Annotated in this window: 15 protein-coding genes; 6 read left to right on the forward strand and 9 right to left on the reverse strand. The window is 64.0% G+C overall.

All coding sequences use genetic code 11. The annotated features are described in order from the left end of the window. Nucleotides 1-122: 122 nt before the first annotated feature. Nucleotides 123-1778 carry a fumarate hydratase gene (locus HNR60_RS11160; RefSeq protein ID WP_184257396.1) on the reverse strand — a complete coding sequence of 552 codons (1656 nt, stop codon included), beginning with the start codon at nt 1776-1778 and terminating at the stop codon, nt 123-125. 197 nt (nt 1779-1975) lie between these two features. Between HNR60_RS11160 and HNR60_RS11165 the strand changes: the two genes are divergently transcribed. Both HNR60_RS11165 and HNR60_RS11170 read left to right on the forward strand, forming a co-directional pair. Next, entirely contained in the window at nt 1976-2335 is a 360-nt protein-coding gene (locus HNR60_RS11165) for a hypothetical protein (protein ID WP_184257398.1), read from the forward strand. Between the two features lie 112 nt (nt 2336-2447). Next, nucleotides 2448-2969, forward strand: coding sequence for a hypothetical protein (locus tag HNR60_RS11170; RefSeq protein WP_184257400.1), 522 nt, complete (start codon nt 2448-2450; stop codon nt 2967-2969). Between the two features lie 295 nt (nt 2970-3264). Here the strand turns inward: HNR60_RS11170 and HNR60_RS11175 are convergent, their stop codons facing one another. Further along, nucleotides 3265-3513: a hypothetical protein gene (locus HNR60_RS11175; protein WP_184257403.1), complete on the reverse strand. Its 249-nt coding sequence runs from the start codon at nt 3511-3513 to the stop codon at nt 3265-3267. 135 nt (nt 3514-3648) lie between these two features. Between HNR60_RS11175 and HNR60_RS11180 the strand changes: the two genes are divergently transcribed. Together HNR60_RS11180 and HNR60_RS11185 are read left to right on the forward strand one after the other, a co-directional pair. Then, nucleotides 3649-4137, forward strand: coding sequence for a hypothetical protein (locus HNR60_RS11180; RefSeq protein ID WP_184257405.1), 489 nt, complete (start codon nt 3649-3651; stop codon nt 4135-4137). A gap of 156 nt (nt 4138-4293) precedes the next feature. After that, complete coding sequence (locus HNR60_RS11185) at nt 4294-4491, forward strand: hypothetical protein (protein ID WP_184257407.1); 198 nt, start codon at nt 4294-4296, stop codon at nt 4489-4491. A 338-nt stretch (nt 4492-4829) separates the two neighbouring features. Here the strand turns inward: HNR60_RS11185 and HNR60_RS11190 are convergent, their stop codons facing one another. The 4 genes from HNR60_RS11190 to cckA form a co-directional block, all read right to left on the reverse strand. Then, nucleotides 4830-5528, reverse strand: a complete 699-nt coding sequence (locus tag HNR60_RS11190) for a glutathione S-transferase (RefSeq protein WP_184257409.1) — start codon at nt 5526-5528, stop codon at nt 4830-4832. 250 nt (nt 5529-5778) lie between these two features. Further along, entirely contained in the window at nt 5779-6486 is a 708-nt protein-coding gene (locus tag HNR60_RS11195; protein WP_430694914.1) for a lectin, read from the reverse strand. 146 nt (nt 6487-6632) lie between these two features. Further along, nucleotides 6633-7628, reverse strand: a complete 996-nt coding sequence (locus tag HNR60_RS11200; protein WP_184257411.1) for a Tim44 domain-containing protein — start codon at nt 7626-7628, stop codon at nt 6633-6635. Between the two features lie 144 nt (nt 7629-7772). Continuing rightward, nucleotides 7773-10355, reverse strand: a complete 2583-nt coding sequence (gene cckA, locus HNR60_RS11205) for a cell cycle histidine kinase CckA (RefSeq protein WP_184257413.1) — start codon at nt 10353-10355, stop codon at nt 7773-7775. Between the two features lie 640 nt (nt 10356-10995). Between cckA and HNR60_RS11210 the strand changes: the two genes are divergently transcribed. Further along, nucleotides 10996-11640 carry a hypothetical protein gene (locus tag HNR60_RS11210; protein WP_184257415.1) on the forward strand — a complete coding sequence of 215 codons (645 nt, stop codon included), beginning with the start codon at nt 10996-10998 and terminating at the stop codon, nt 11638-11640. A 108-nt stretch (nt 11641-11748) separates the two neighbouring features. After that, the gene (locus tag HNR60_RS11215) at nt 11749-12501 is read left to right on the forward strand and encodes a hypothetical protein (RefSeq protein WP_184257417.1); all 753 of its coding nucleotides are present in this window, start codon (nt 11749-11751) and stop codon (nt 12499-12501) included. A 22-nt stretch (nt 12502-12523) separates the two neighbouring features. Here the strand turns inward: HNR60_RS11215 and flhB are convergent, their stop codons facing one another. The 3 genes from flhB to fliQ all read right to left on the reverse strand — a co-directional run bounded on the left by flhB (nt 12524) and on the right by fliQ (nt 14737). Continuing rightward, on the reverse strand, nt 12524-13600 hold the full coding sequence (flhB, locus tag HNR60_RS11220; RefSeq protein ID WP_184257419.1) for a flagellar biosynthesis protein FlhB: 1077 nt from the start codon (nt 13598-13600) through the stop codon (nt 12524-12526). Between the two features lie 11 nt (nt 13601-13611). After that, complete coding sequence (gene fliR, locus HNR60_RS11225; protein WP_184257421.1) at nt 13612-14382, reverse strand: flagellar biosynthetic protein FliR; 771 nt, start codon at nt 14380-14382, stop codon at nt 13612-13614. A gap of 91 nt (nt 14383-14473) precedes the next feature. Further along, on the reverse strand, nt 14474-14737 hold the full coding sequence (gene fliQ / locus HNR60_RS11230) for a flagellar biosynthesis protein FliQ (protein WP_184257423.1): 264 nt from the start codon (nt 14735-14737) through the stop codon (nt 14474-14476). Between the last annotated feature and the right edge of the window lie 258 nt (nt 14738-14995).

The raw sequence follows: 14995 nt of genomic DNA on the forward strand, positions 1-14995 counted from the left end.
CACTCCTCCAACCGCACTCCTGCGCAGCGATCGCGACACATCATATCGCCGAGAGCCGCCAATCGAATAGCTTCACAGGCTCTCAGGATGACGGCGGTGGATTGCGCGGTAGCGAGCCGCCCTTAGCCCAGATTCAACTCCTTGAAAAAGTCGTTGCCCTTGTCGTCGATGATGATGAAGGCGGGGAAATCCTGCACCTCGATCTTCCAGATCGCCTCCATGCCGAGCTCGGGATATTCCACCAGCTCGACCTTCTTGATGCAGTGCTCGGCCAAGTTCGCCGCGGCGCCGCCGATCGAGCCGAGATAGAACCCGCCGTGTGTCTTGCAGGCCTCGCGCACCGCGACCGCGCGATTGCCCTTGGCGACCATCACCATCGAGCCGCCGGCGGCCTGGAACTGATCGACGAAGGAATCCATCCGTCCCGCGGTGGTCGGGCCGAACGCGCCGGAGGCGTAGCCCTCGGGCGTCTTCGCCGGGCCGGCGTAATACACCGGATGGTTCTTGAAGTAGTCCGGCAGCGGCTCGCCGTTGTCGAGCCGCGCGCGCAGCTTGGCGTGCGCGGAATCGCGGGCGACGATCATGGTGCCGGTCAGCGACAGCCGGGTCTTGATCGGGTAGTTCTTCAAGGTGGCCAGAATATCTTGCATCGGCTGGTTGAGGTCGATCTGCACCACCTCGCCGCCGAGCGCCTGCTCGACCTCGGGCAGGAACCGCGCCGGGTTGTGCTCGAGTTCTTCCAGATAGACGCCGTCCCTGGTGATCTTGCCGAGCACCTGGCGGTCCGCCGAGCACGACACGCCAAGCCCGATCGGCAGCGAGGCGCCGTGGCGCGGCAGCCGGATCACCCGGACGTCGTGGCAGAAATATTTTCCGCCGAACTGCGCGCCGACGCCGAGCGACTGCGTCATCTTCAGGATCTCTTGCTCCATCTCCAGGTCGCGAAACCCGTTGCCGTCTGCCGAGCCATGGGTCGGCAGCGCGTCGAGATATTTCGCTGACGCCAGCTTCACCGTCTTCATGCAGAGTTCGGCCGAAGTGCCGCCGATCACGATCGCCAGATGATAGGGCGGGCATGCCGCGGTGCCGAGCGTCAGCACCTTTTCCTTCAGGAACGCCAGCAGCCGGTCTTTCGTGAGAACCGACGGCGTTGCCTGGAACAGAAAACTCTTGTTGGCGCTGCCGCCGCCCTTGGCCATGAACATGAACTTGTAGGCGTCATCGCCCTCGGCGTAGATCTCGCACTGCGCCGGCATGTTGTTGGCGGTGTTCTTCTCCTCGTACATCGACAGCGGCGCCACCTGCGAATAGCGCAGATTGCGGCGCAGATAGGCGTCGCGCGCGCCTTCGCTCAAGGCGGCCTCGTCGCTGCCGTCGGTGATGACGTTAAAGCCCTTCTTGCCCATGATGATCGCGGTGCCGGTGTCCTGGCACATCGGCAGCACGCCGCCGGCGGCGATATTGGCGTTCTTCAGAAAGTCCAAGGCGACGAATTTGTCGTTCGGGCTGGCGTCCTTGTCGTCGAGGATGTTGCGCAGCTGCTGCAGATGCTGCGGCCGCAGATAATGGTTGATGTCGCCGAACGCGGCCTCGGCCAGCGCCCGCAGCGCCTCGCGCTGCACCACCAGCATCTCGCGCCCCAGCACGGTCTCGACCCGCACGCCGTCGGACGTGATCTTGCGGTACGGCGTCTCGTCTGGGCCGAGCGGGAACAACGGGGTGTGCTTGTACGGCGGAACCGGGGTGGCGGCGGACGGGATCGGCGTGGGTGCGTTCATGGACTGGGCCTCGAGGGGAAATTTGGCACCCTGTCTAGGCGGTTTTGCCGGGATTTTGAAGCGTTCAAAATCGGCGGCGCGTGCCCTGCCTCGCTCAGGGGTGAACCTCAAAGGCCTTTCGACAGACCTCTCCTCAGCCGCCGTCGGCACCGCGCGGCGGGATCTGCCGTGTCTTCGACCGTATGAGGAGCCTGCGCATGCCCACCTTCAAACTGCCGCTATCCGGCGACGTCGTGCAGACCATCAGCCCGTGGACCGCCTTCCTCAGCCCGATCGGCAACCAGTTCGGGCTGATCAACATCACGCTCGGGCAATCCAGCGCGCCGCAGGTCGAGCAGGAGGTGCTGAACGACATCGGCAGCTACGGCAAGCAGCTCGGCCGGATCGGCGACGCGCTGATCGTGCTGCTGGCGCATCTGCCCGCCGATACCAGGCTGACACCCGACGAGCGCAAGGCGATCGACGCGCTCGACGACATGCTGCAGCAGATTGCCGACGTCAAAGCCAGGCACAACCGCGCAGCACACCGCCCGCGCAAGATTGCGGCGGCGGCTTGAGGCGGGGCATTAAATTTGATAGTTTGCTTTAAGTACCAGGCCATCGGGCATTTCGGGGCACGGACGGCGATTCGTCTGGATCGGCGATCCCCGACGCGCCGAGGAGGGTTTCTTGCGCGTTACACCTGCGAGCCGCCCCTATCTGATATTCGTCGCAACTCTGAATATCCTTGTCCTAGCGCTCTGCCTCTCCGCCATCGCATTTGTAGGGGTAGACGCGGTTTCGAACGCCGTGATCAGCGGGATGTTCGCGCTCGGCGCGCTATACGTTTCAAGGAACGTGCTGGTTTTTGGCTGGGCCTATCTTGAGCATCGATATTTCGAGATCGATGCCACGCCGGGAATGCTGACGATCCGAAACCGGGCGCGCCAGATCCAGATCAAGAGCTCCGAGGTTTCCGATTACTATGTCTATTACAACAAGATCGTGCTTCGCGTGCCGGCTGATCCGGGCCAGGAAAGCGTTCCGCCGTACGTGAACGTGCGCGCCGATACGATCGTTATCAACATCTACCTACTGCAAGATACCGCCAAGGTCATCGCCGCGCTTCGTGAATTCGACGATGCCTACCAATCCAAGAACCGCGTGAATGTTGGAATGATCATTCAGACGATCGGAGGCAACTTCTCTTAGAATGAAAAATCAGCCCGCGCGCCCATCGTGTTGGACGCTTTGTCTGACCGCAGCCCGAATCAGTGGAGCGGCGGCGCAGGGCGCAGCACGCCACGGTAGTCGTTGTAGCCCGGATGAGCGTAGCAAAATCCGGGGGAGCGGAGCTTCACCGTCCAACGCGCAGCACGAGCATGTCCGGCGGCGGCAGAAAGTCCTCGACGATCCTGACCCGACCGATCTCGCCTTTGCTTTATTTAACCATCGGCTTCTTCATCGGCTTGACCTTCATTCCCGGATTTCGCTTCGCTCATCCGGGCTACATCATCTCTTGGGGCCGAGCCGCGATGCGTTGCTGCAGCCGCGCGGTGAACTCCTCAAGCGTCAGCGTCTCGGCGTCTGGATCATCGCGCCGCCGCCGGACTTCGGCGATCTGGTCGTGGGTCAACCGATAGGCGCTCGCATCCGAGGCTTCCATCATCAGCAGCATCTCAACGGCGTCCTGCTGGCGCTCGGGCGGCCAGGTCAGCACGCGGTCGAGAATGGCTTTGACGTCTTCGCTGCTCATGCTGCAATCCTAGCACAATCTGCCGCCGCCGCGAAGCCGCCGAGCCGCGCCGGCAACGACCCTTGCCCCCCTCCCCCCGCTTGCCTAACGCGTTGCGTCGCGCTTCACTCTGCGCGGGACTGAGGAGACCGCGTGATGCTATCGAAACGCTCGCCCGGCCGGATGCCGGCCGCCGCCCTGTTGCCCGCTGCCTTGCTGGCGGCGCTGCTGCTATCATCCACCGCCGCGCGCGCCGATCGCTGCGACGACATCGCCCTGCATTTGAAGAGCCAGATCGACGGCGTGGTGATCGGCAGGACCATCGCCAATGCGATCTATCTCAGCCATCCGGCGGCGAAGCAGGTCAGGCTCGGCTGCGCCAGCCGCAATGTCAGCAACGAATTGTCGGCCACCGCCGAGGGCCGCAAGCCGTCCGCGGCGTTCCTGCAATTCGTCGCCGGCGCGGCGGCGGTGATCTTCACCATCCCGAAAGCCGATACGCTGCGCGGCGCCAGCCGCTGCCTCGGCCGGCTCGGGCTGTTGCGCGGCGACGACATCAAGACCCGCTATCGCCGGCTCGACATGCATTGCAGCCGGACCAAGACCGCGGCGACCATCACCATCGCGCGGGGCCGCGACGAGTAGTTTTCGCGCAAAGCATCGCATTTGAGCTAATCCGGTCGCGCATCGTTCACCACTGTGAGGCGATGCGTCGGATTGTGTCCAATTGTAAAAATGGATTCACCACTCGTTGGCGCCGGCGGCACAGAGTCCACGAACAATCCATCGAAAGGACAGCCGATGAGTATTTCCAGCGTCACGGCGTCACCGCCGCCGCCCCCGCCGCCGCCGGTCGAAGCCAGGCCGGTTGCGCAGCCGGTCGAGGCCAAAGCCTCGGAGCCGGAAAACGACAACGACAAGGACAATTCCCGCTCCGCGCCGCCGCCGCCCCCGCCGCTGCCGCCGGGCCAAGGCACCCGCGTCGACATCATCGCCTGAGCCGGCGCGTTGTGATGGTCAAGCCCCGCCCGCGCGGGGCTTTGGCGTTTTCTGCCCTTAGCCGTTAGCCGGGTTCGGCAGCAAGACATGAAGTTTGCATGGCCAAGCGTTCACCTCTCCCCGCTTGCGGGGAGAGGTCGATCGGCGAGCGCAGCGAAGCCGGTCGGGTGAGGGGGCGCCGCTGCGGGGGGAGCGCTTCACACAAGAGCGACGCCCCCTCACCCCGACCCTCTCCCCGCAAGCGGGGCGAGGGAGCTCGCTGCCGATGTGGCAAGGGAGCCCCCCAAATAGCGACGTTTAGGTCGAGCATTGAACAGCGCGTGCAAGGGAGCGGCGCGTTACCGATCCAGCGCCTTGTAGTGCCGGAAGATGCCGTCCTCGTTGAAGGCGATGCGGCGTGGGCTCGCGAGATAGGCCGCGATGTTCGGCCGTGCCGCGACGCGGTCGTGCAGCGCGACGAGGCGCGGCACCTTGCGCTCGAACCGTTTCATTCGCTGCGGAAACGCGTAGCGCAGGCCGTCGACGATCTGGAACAGCGAGAGGTCGACATAGCTGACCCGCCGCCCGCTGAGATAGTTGCCGTCGCCCAAGAGCTTCTCGAAATAGCCGAGAAATTTCGGCACCCGCTCTGTCCAGAACTCCTCGGTGCGCTTCTTCGCCGCCGTGCGCTGATCTTCGTAATACAACGTCACGCCGAGCGGATGATGGGTGTCGTGGATCTCCACCACGAGGTCGGCGATGGTGAGCTGCAGCTGATGCAGCCACAGCCGGCCGGCTTCGGATTTCGGCGCCAGCCCATGGCGCGGCCCGAGATAGAGCAGGATGTTGGCGACCTGGCCGATCACGAGCGAGCCGGCTTTCAGAAACGGCGGCGCGAACGGCGGGGTGTCGCCGCTCTCCAGCAGTTGGTTCATCGCCGCCATGCCGCCGCCCTCGCGGGCGACGTCGCGATAGTCGGCGCCGGCCTCCTCCAGCGCGAGGCGCACGTATTCGCCGCGGCCCTGGATGCTCGGCCAGTAGTACAACTCATAACGCATCGCGCTTTCTCCTTGCGGCGGCCCGCTCACAGCCCGACAGACAACGTTGCCAGAAAAAACGTGGACTCTTCGGCATTGCGAACCGAGGGCGGCGCATAGCGCCGGCCGAACAGCGAAGCAATCCAGGGGCCTCGTGCGTGGCCCCGGATTGCTTCGTCGCAAGTGCTCCTCGCAAAGACGAACTCAAACGCCTGCTTTCGTTGCGCATCTGGCTCACGCGCTCAGAACGTCCCAACGCGCGCTGTGAAAATCAGTTCACCGCAAAGCAATACAGCAGCCCCTCGCCGCCGGTCGATTTGAGGTCGGCTTGCGAGCAGCCGCCGTCCGGTCCGCGCGACGGATGTGCCGCGTTCCAGGATTTCGCGGTCGGGTTAGCGGCCGGGCCGGTGACATCGGAATGCCCGAGCATCGCCGCGCCCTGCACGCTGCTGCTCCAGTTCTGACAGGTCCGGTCGGTGCCGGGCGCAAACGCGGTGCCGTCGGGCTGGCTGCCGGTGAGAATGTCGTGGCGGTTCGGCTGATCGCCGAAGCCGTTGATCACCTCGCCCTTCTCGCTGAGCGCGGTCTGCTTGGTGATGGCATTGCCGCCGTGCAGTTCGGCGATGTCCTTGGCGATCACCACGCCCTTGGCGTTCTGCCACGGCCCGTTGCCGATGCGGTCGCGGGCGTTGATCGCCGGCTTGCCGTCGGCCTGCTGGGTCGAGAGATAAGCGTGCCAGGAGCGCACGCCGGCGGCTGTAACGCCGATGCCGGCCGCCTGCGCCAATTCCTGGCAATGATTGTCGGCGCCGGCCAGCCCGCCGAGATTGCCGCCGTTGCCGATCGAAACGCTGGTTACGAAGAAGCGGGTCTGCGGCGCGGTCTGCGCCTGGGCGGTCGCGCTCGCCAGCAACGCCGCGGTCAGCGCGAGACCGCCCCACATCCTCGCCGTTTGAATCGTCCTGAACTTCGCCGTCATGGTTGTCTCCGAGTTCCTCGCCGCGACGCCGCGAACCGGGCCGCGCAGCTGTCGCAAGCAGGATAGCAACGTTGCGCCCGGCGTCGGACAGGAAAAAGGCGCCGCGGTTTCCCGCGACGCCCTGTCTCAAATCATGGCGCCAGCGCTCAGGTCTGCTGGATCGCCGACAATTCCCACTCCGAGCCGCGGCGGCGGGCGAAGGTCCACACCTCGGTGGCTTCGGTCGGCTGCTCGCTGCCCTCGACGATCTTGCCGGTGGCGCGGTCGAGCGTCTTGTCGACCAGCGAGAAGCGCATCGCCACGCTGGCGTAATCGGTCTCGCCTTCGCGCCAGGCTTCGGCGAGGTCGCCCTGCAACAGCTTGACGTCGGACACCTTGTTCTCGACGCCGCGGGCCTTGTTGGCTTCGAGGTCGCCGCTGAAATACGACACCATTTCGGGGGTCGCCAGCGTGTGCAGGTGACCGATGTCGCCGTTCGACCAGGTGGTCTGGACCTCGCCGAGCAACTTCTCGAACGCCTCATAGTCGGCCGGGCCGATTTCCAGCGGCGCGGTGGAGCCGCCGAGGCCGAAGCCCGAGCCGGTGCGATAGTTCTGCTGCGCGCCGGGCCCGACGTCAGGGCCGGCGCCCGGGGCCGCATAGGCGGAGGCCGAAGCCGACGCCGGAGCGGCGGCGTTGCGGCGCTGCCACCACGACATCGCCAGCCGCACCACGATGATGATTAGGCCGATCTGCAGGATCAGGCCGATGATCGACGAGATGCCGCCGAGGCCCGAGAACAGTCCGCCGCCGAACAGCATGCCGAGCAGGCCGGCGCCGAGGAAGCCTGCGGCGAGGCCGCCGAGCATACCCATGCCGGGCCGGTTGAAGAAGCCGCCCTTGGCGGCGGCGCCGGCGGCCGGCGCGGCCATGCCGGGGCTGCCGGGCTGGGTCATGGTGCGGTTGAACGGCTGCGCGGCGCTGGGCGCCGTCGAGGTCGACGGCGGCGCCGAGAAGGTCCGCGAGCCGCGCGAACCGGAGCTCGAGCCGCCGCCGACGCGGGCGTCGGCCGACGAGGCGACGACCAGCATGGCCGGCAACGCCAGCGACATCACAACGGCGATGGCACCGACGAAGCCGCGGGTGCGTTGCACAAATTTCATGGTCTTTCCCTCACTTCCCCGATAGGGGGACGACGCCACTTAGATGGGCAGAGATGCATAGATGTGAAGCTGTCATTATGTCTCAGGGCTGCGGCGCTGCGTCGCGGCGCGGTCCCAAGGTGAAGGCGGTCTTAATCCGGGCGATCAGACCGCCGCCATCGTCTCCTTCACCGCCGCCACCAGCTGGCTCAGCGTGAACGGCTTCGGCAGGAAGGCGAATTGCTGGTTTTCCGGCAGGCTCTTTTCGAATGCATCCTCGGCATAGCCGGAAACGAAGATGATCTTCAGCTTCGGATTGCGGACCCGCATTTCCTTCAGCAGCGTCGGGCCGTCCATTTCCGGCATCACCACGTCGGAGACCACGAGGTCGATGGCGCCGTTCTGCGCCTCGATGGCGTCGATCGCCTCGAGCCCGTTGCCGGCCTCGATCACGCTGTAGCCGCGCGAGCGCAGGCCGCGGGCGTTCAGCGAGCGCAGCCCTTCCTCGTCCTCGACCAGCAGGATGGTACCCTGCCCGGTGAGATCCGCGGCGCGCGGCTTGGCCTCCGGCTTCGGCTCGGCCGCCACTGCCGCGACCGGGCCGGCGCCGGCGACGGCGGAAGGCTCCGGCTGGACGTCCTTCTCGGCGTTGTAGCGCGGCAGGAAGATGTGGAAGGTGGTGCCCTTGTCGGCTTCGGAGGCGACATAGATGAAGCCCCCGGTCTGCTTGACGATGCCGTACACCGTCGACAGCCCGAGCCCGGTGCCCTTGCCGACTTCTTTAGTTGAGAAGAACGGCTCGAAGATCTTGTCGACGATGTCGGCGGGAATCCCGGTGCCGGTGTCGGTGACGTCGATCCGGACGTAATCGGCGGGCGGCATGCCCTTGTAGGACAGCCGCTCGGCCTCCTGCGCCGAGACGTTGGCGGTGCGCACCGTGAGCTTGCCGCCGCTCGGCATCGCATCGCGCGCATTCACAGCCAGATTGACGATCACCTGCTCGAATTGCGAGACGTCGACCTTGACCGGCCACAGGTCGCGGCCGTGCACCAGATCAAGCTTGACCTTCTCGCCGATCAGCCGGCGCAGCAGCATGGTGAGGTCGCTCAAAGCGTCGCCGAGATGCAGCACCTGCGGCCGCAGCGTCTGCCGCCGCGAGAACGCCAGCAGCTGCCGCACCAAGGTCGCAGCGCGCGTGGCGTTCTGCTTGATCTGCATGATGTCCTGGAACGACGGATCGGTCGGCTTGTGGGCGTTCAGCAGGAAGTCGTTGGCCATCATGATGGCGGAGAGCACGTTGTTGAAATCGTGCGCGATGCCACCGGCGAGCTGGCCGACCATGTCCATCTTCTGCGACTGATTGATCTGGTTTTCCAGCGTGCGGCGCTCGGTGGTCTCCAGCATGTAGACGATCGCGGCCTCGGTATCGCGCTCGTCCTCCTCGATCGCGGTGACGAAGAACTGCGCCCAGCGTTCGCGGGTGCTGTCGAGCATCGCCTCGACCGGCGGGATGTCGCCCTGGCCCTGCGCGGCGAGGTTGATGGCGTCGCTAAGTTGGCCGCGCTCGCGGTCGCTGACCGCGGCCAGCACCGACTTGTTGACGGCGCCGCCGGGATTGAGGCTCTGCGCCAGTTTGGCGAAGCGGGCATTGCCGCGCACCACCGCGCCGGTCTTGTCGACGGTGGCGATCGCCATCGGAGTGTGGTCGAAGAACCGCATGAAGCGCACTTCGGCGGTGCGCTGCGGATCGGCGCGCTCGTCCCGCGCCCGGCTGATCACCAAAGTGCGCGACGGACCCGGCTTGCCGTCGGCGCCGAACGCCAGCTTGTGGAACAGCCGCGCCGGCATGGTCTTGCCGTTGCGCATCCGCAGGTCGACGTCGAACACTTCGGTTTTGACTTCGCCCGGCACCGCCGAGATCGAGGTCAGCAGCGAGGCGCCATCGCCCGACATGATGTCGTTGAGCTTCAGCCCGCCGGAGCCGATTTCCGCCAGATCATGGCCGAGCCAGTCCGCCAGCGTGGCGTTGACATAGACCAGGTCGCCCGCGGCATCGACCGAGAAGAAGCCGGCGGGGGCGTGGTCGAGATATTCAATGGCGTGCTGCAGCTCCTGGAACACGTCTTCCTGGCGCTCGCGGTCGCGGGTGATGTCGGCGAGCGACCACACCGTGAACTTGGCCTCGCGCTTGGTGAGCCCGAGCGGCCGCACCCGCATCCGCAGCCAGCGGCCCGGCGCGCCCTCGGTGCCGGCGACCCGCACCTCCTCGGTGTGGCGCTTGGCTTCGCGCGACGCTTTGAGCAGCCGAAACACCGCCTCGGAGACGTCGGGATTGCCGATGAACACCCGCTCGACCGGCCGCACGTCCTGCAGCGTCGCCGCGCCGGTGAGGTTGAGATAATTGTGGTTGGCATAGACCACATGGCCGCGCGGATCGGTCACCGCGACGCCGTCGAAGGCGTGGTCGGCCATCGGCCGCATGATCGGATCGTCCGCCACCCGATCGGCGAAGCGCACGATGCCGGCGGCGAAGGCGAACAGCGTGAACAGCCCGACCATCGCCAGCAGCGCCAGCGAGCCCATGATGTAGGGCTGCGCCGCGGCGCGGCCGAGCGTCATGAACGCCACCGCGGCGGCGACGATGGCGCCGGCGATCAACAGCACTAGCACGATGCTACCGCTGCGCCGCGGCGGCTCCGGGTTGCCCAAGGGATCGCCGGACGGATCGTTGGTGGCGTCGGTGGTCATGAGACTGTGCACATCCCGTCGATGGCGGCGCAAAAGCCGCGCGCGCCTGGCCTTGAGTGCCTGAATCGGAGCCGTCCGCGCAAGCGGATCATGCCCATAATGCAGGTATTTTGCGGGTCGTGCGGCATCTCAGGGACAGTGAACGAAGAATCTCGTCTTGAAGAGAGGTGCTTCGACACGTCGGCACTGGTCTTGTGAAGGTCCCTCGCTGCTCTTGTGAAGATCCCTCGCTGCAGTCAAGCTACCCCGCCTTGGAGGTGAAACTTCGATGAGCAAGGGCTCACATCTCGGCTTTGCCCGACGCTTGGCGGCAGATCGTCCCGCGGCACGGATTGGTTGGGTGCGGCGTCCGCGACCAGCCGGCAATAGCTTTGGAGCTTTGTCTTGTAACCAATTCTACTGTGGAGGGAGCCATGACAGGCGCCTTGGCAGGGCGCGCGGCTTTGGCCGTCACTTCTGAAATCCATAGCGTTAGGGTGGGCTTTCTGCCGATATGCGAAGCAAATTTTTCCGAATTTTCAGATTTTACCTGCGGTGCCTTGTCGAGGCGTGGAAGGGATCGTTTAGCATCGCGAACGCATGGAATGGCCTTTGGGGGCCATTCATCCTGTTCGGAATTCTCTATTATCGGGGGGAGACATTGCCCCTTTCAGATAAGCTCGATGGCTACGCCCTTCTGATTACCTTAGCATTCCTAGCATCAACCTGGGTTCCGATTTTCATCGTCCGGCTGATCCTCGCTCCGGAAAAATTACTCCACGAAATCGAATCTGAAATTAATCGGATGAAGGCGCTTGAACCTAAAAAGCACAAAAACAGCATTATTTCAGGGGTACAACTTGTCCCATCCGGTGATAAAATGTGCCTTGTAATCACTCCGAAAATCGGCGGCAAAGTGGTTCGTATATTCGCGGATGTAGCCCATCATAACTCAGGCAGTCGATTGGATGAACTCGGCTGGCCATATGGAGAGCGGTACTATCTAGGGCGGGTAAAGCTAGTCGCAGAAAATCTTAAGTTTTCCGTCGACGTCATGAAGAGCGGGCCAAAAGAAGCGCCCCCACAATTGAGGGGCTGGTTGTGGAGTTTGATTGACCCACAGAACGACAAAGAAAATGGCGCTCTTCCGTGCTTCATGTTCGGCAAAGAGCGTGTGACCTTTTCGTTTATGGACGACATTGGAGTGACGGATAGATTTCAAATGCTTCTAGTTAGGCCGAAAGACTGCGCGCCTAGCATTCATCCAATCGTACTAACTCTAGAGGACATGAGCAAATCCGCCTGAAGCCCCGTCATCGCCCAGATTCCGCGATTTTCTGCGCTCTGTCATGCTAGAATTCAATGTCGAGGGCTTAGGGGATTTTCCAAGTCCTCCCAGTTGGCAGGTGATCCTGTGATTGTGAAGCAATCCGCCCTTTCGATTGAAAAGATCGCCATCGAGGTCGCTCAGGCTCTGGTGAGGATTTCCACCTACGAGGATACGGTGCGGCTGTCGCTGCCGCTGCTGTATCCCGGCGGAGCGATGGTCGGGGTTGAAGTCTCGCGCCTGCGGGATGGATTTCTAGTGTCCGACGCCGGCGGAGCTCGTCGCGAAGCAGGACTCATGGGGGCGGAGCGCTCGTTCCAGCGCATTGCACTGGACGTCGCACAGCGGTTTGGCATTCGGTTTGATCATCATATGATGTTCGATCTCGATGTTGCCGAAGTTCATCTGGTCCCGGCGGTGATCGCGGTCGCAAACGCAGCCAAGACCGCGGTCGAAAATGCAGCGCTGCATCTTGCAACCACGGAGCACGCGGATCATCGAGCCTACCTCTGGGATAAGCTGCAAACGGCCTACGGCGCCGCTGCGATTGCGCGCGAGCCGGTGCGCTTCCAGGGCTCTTCCGAAAGCTGGGACTTCGATGCTGGGCTTCAAATGGAGGGCAAGTTGGCGCTCTTCGAAATTGTCACGCCCTACGCCAATTCGGTGAATAGCGCCGTTACTAAGTTTTTGGATGTAATGGATCTTGGGGAAGAAATCGCTCCGAAGAGGATTGCGGTTGTAACCAACCCTGACAAGACGCCCCGTCTTCTGGTTCTGGGCCGGACATCCAGGATTTTGCCCGCCGAGGCTTCAGCAGAACAGTATCGACGCGCGGCTTGAGCTGACAAGGCGACGCTCGGCTTCACCGCCGCCGGCCCGACAAGCCGCGCTTCAGGCCCATCACATAGCCGATAATCTCGGCGACCGCGTGATAGTGCTCGACCGGGATCTCCTCGTCGATCTTCACCGTGGCGTACAGCGCGCGCGCCAGCGGCACGTTTTCGATGATCGGCACGTCGTTGGCCTTGGCGACTTCGCGGATCTTGAACGCCACCGAATCGACGCCCTTGGCGACGCAGACCGGCGCCGCCATGCCGCTTTCGTAGGACAGCGCCACCGAATAGTGGGTCGGGTTGGTGATCACCACCGAGGCCTTCGGCACCGCGGCCATCATCCGCTTGCGCATCCGCTGCTGGCGGATCTGCCGGATCCGGCCCTTGATGTGGGGATCGCCTTCCGACTGCTTGTGCTCTTCCTTGACCTCCTGCAGCGACATCTTCTGCTTTTCGTACCAGGTGCGGTACTGGAAGAAGAAGTCGGCGATCGCCACCGCGGCCAGCATCGCCACCACGGCGGCCATCAGCTTCAGCGTCAGCGCGATGGTCAGCCCCATGATGGCGCCGATGTCGAGCCGGATCATGGCATCGAGCCGATGCCGCTCCGGCCACAGGATCGCCACCATCACCGCGCCGAGCGCGATCACCTTGAACAGGCCCTTGAGGAAATTCGCCGCCGCCTGCTTGCCGAACAGCCGCTTGGCGCCGGCCATCGGCGAGATCTTGCTGAATTTCGGCTTCAGCCCCTCCGCGGAAAACACCAAACGGTGCTGCAACATATTGCCGGCCAAAGCTGCGATGATCAGCATCAGGAACGGCACGCCCATCGCGGCGATGGTGGCGTAGAGCAGGCTCTGGGTCAGCGCCATCAATCCTGCGCCGTCGGTGCGGATCATCCAGGAATTTTCGATCAGGTTGCGCAGCGGGTTCTGCAGCCCGTTGCCGACCGAGGTCGAGAACGACGACAGCACCAAGGTGGCGCCGGCGATCATGAACCAGGTGTTGACCTCCTGGCTTTTGGCGACGTCGCCGCGTTGGTGAGCGTCGTCGAGACGCTTTTGTGTAGGGTCTTGGGTTTTTTCCGAGGAATCTTCGTCGGACATGGCTCAGCCCCTCACAGTCCGGGGATCAGCTGATGCAGCACGCCGGTGAAGTAGTTCAGGAACGTGGTCATCATCGTCGCCAGCACGGCGCCGAAGATCAGGAAGCCGGCGAAAATCGACAGCGGCACGCCGACGAAATACACCTGCATCTGCGGCATCAGCCGCGCCAAGACGCCGAGCCCGATATTGAACACCAGGCCGAACACCAGGAACGGCGCCGACAGCTGCATGCCGATCTTGAAGGCGGCGGCGAACGCCTGGGTGGCCAAGGATGCGACGTCGCCGCTCGACATGAATTCGCCGGGCGAAAAGATCCGGTAGCTGTCGTTGAGCGCCGCGATCACCAAATGATGGGTGTCGGTGGCGAACAACAGCGTCAGCCCGAGCAGCGTCAGGAAATTGCCGATCACCGCGCCCTGCTGGCCCTGGGTCGGATCGACCGAGGTGACGAAGCCGAGCCCGAGTTGCTGGGCGATCACCGAACCCGCGACCTGCAGCGCCGACAGCGTCACCCGCGCGGTGGCGCCGAGCACGATGCCGATGACGATCTCGTGCAGCATCAAGACGATCAGCGGCGTCAGCGAGGTCATGTCGACGTTGTAGTCGCTGCGGTGCAGCGGCAGGATCACCAGCGTCAGCACCAGCGCGATGGCGAGCTTGATGCGCGTCGGGATGTTGGTCTCGCCAAAACCCGGCATCAGCATCACCATCGCGGCGATGCGGGCAAACACCAGCATGAAGGCGGCGGCGAGCGCGGGCAGGAATGAGATGTCGATGCGCATGGCCGCCTTGCGCGAGGCTGTCGCGTCGCAAGCAGGTGTGACGGTGTCGGGCCGGCCCCGGCGATGCGGCGCTGCCCGACCCGATCATGCCCTAGCCCCCCATGATTCGCGACGAAATCCGCATCATGTGGCTGTGCAGCGCGTCGGCCATGAACGGCAGCGCCAAAATCAAAGTGACGAAGATGGCGATGATTTTCGGCACGAAGACCAGGGTCTGTTCCTGGATCTGGGTCAGCGCCTGCACCAGCGACACCACCACGCCGACCACGAGGCCCACCACCATCAGCGGCGACGACACGATGACGATGGTCCAGATCGCGTCGCGCGCGACGTCGAGGGTTTCCATGCCGGTCATTTCAAGTCCTTTGGTCGTGTCGAGTTTGATAGGAGCGTTGCGGCATCTTTTCCCCTCGCCCCGCTTGCGGGGAGAGGGTGGCTCGAATGCGCGCAGCGCGTTCGAGTCGGGTGAGGGGGCGCCGCGTTATGTCGAGACGCCCCCTCACCCGACCCGGCTTCGCTGACGCTTCGCCGGGTCGACCTCTCCCCGCAGGCGGGGAGAGGTGAAGTCGGTGCTCGGAACGAGCGTTCGGGCGCAACGTGGCGCATCGATTAC

This window comes from Rhodopseudomonas rhenobacensis (genome assembly GCF_014203125.1).
GTDB classification, from domain to species: domain Bacteria; phylum Pseudomonadota; class Alphaproteobacteria; order Rhizobiales; family Xanthobacteraceae; genus Rhodopseudomonas_A; species Rhodopseudomonas_A rhenobacensis.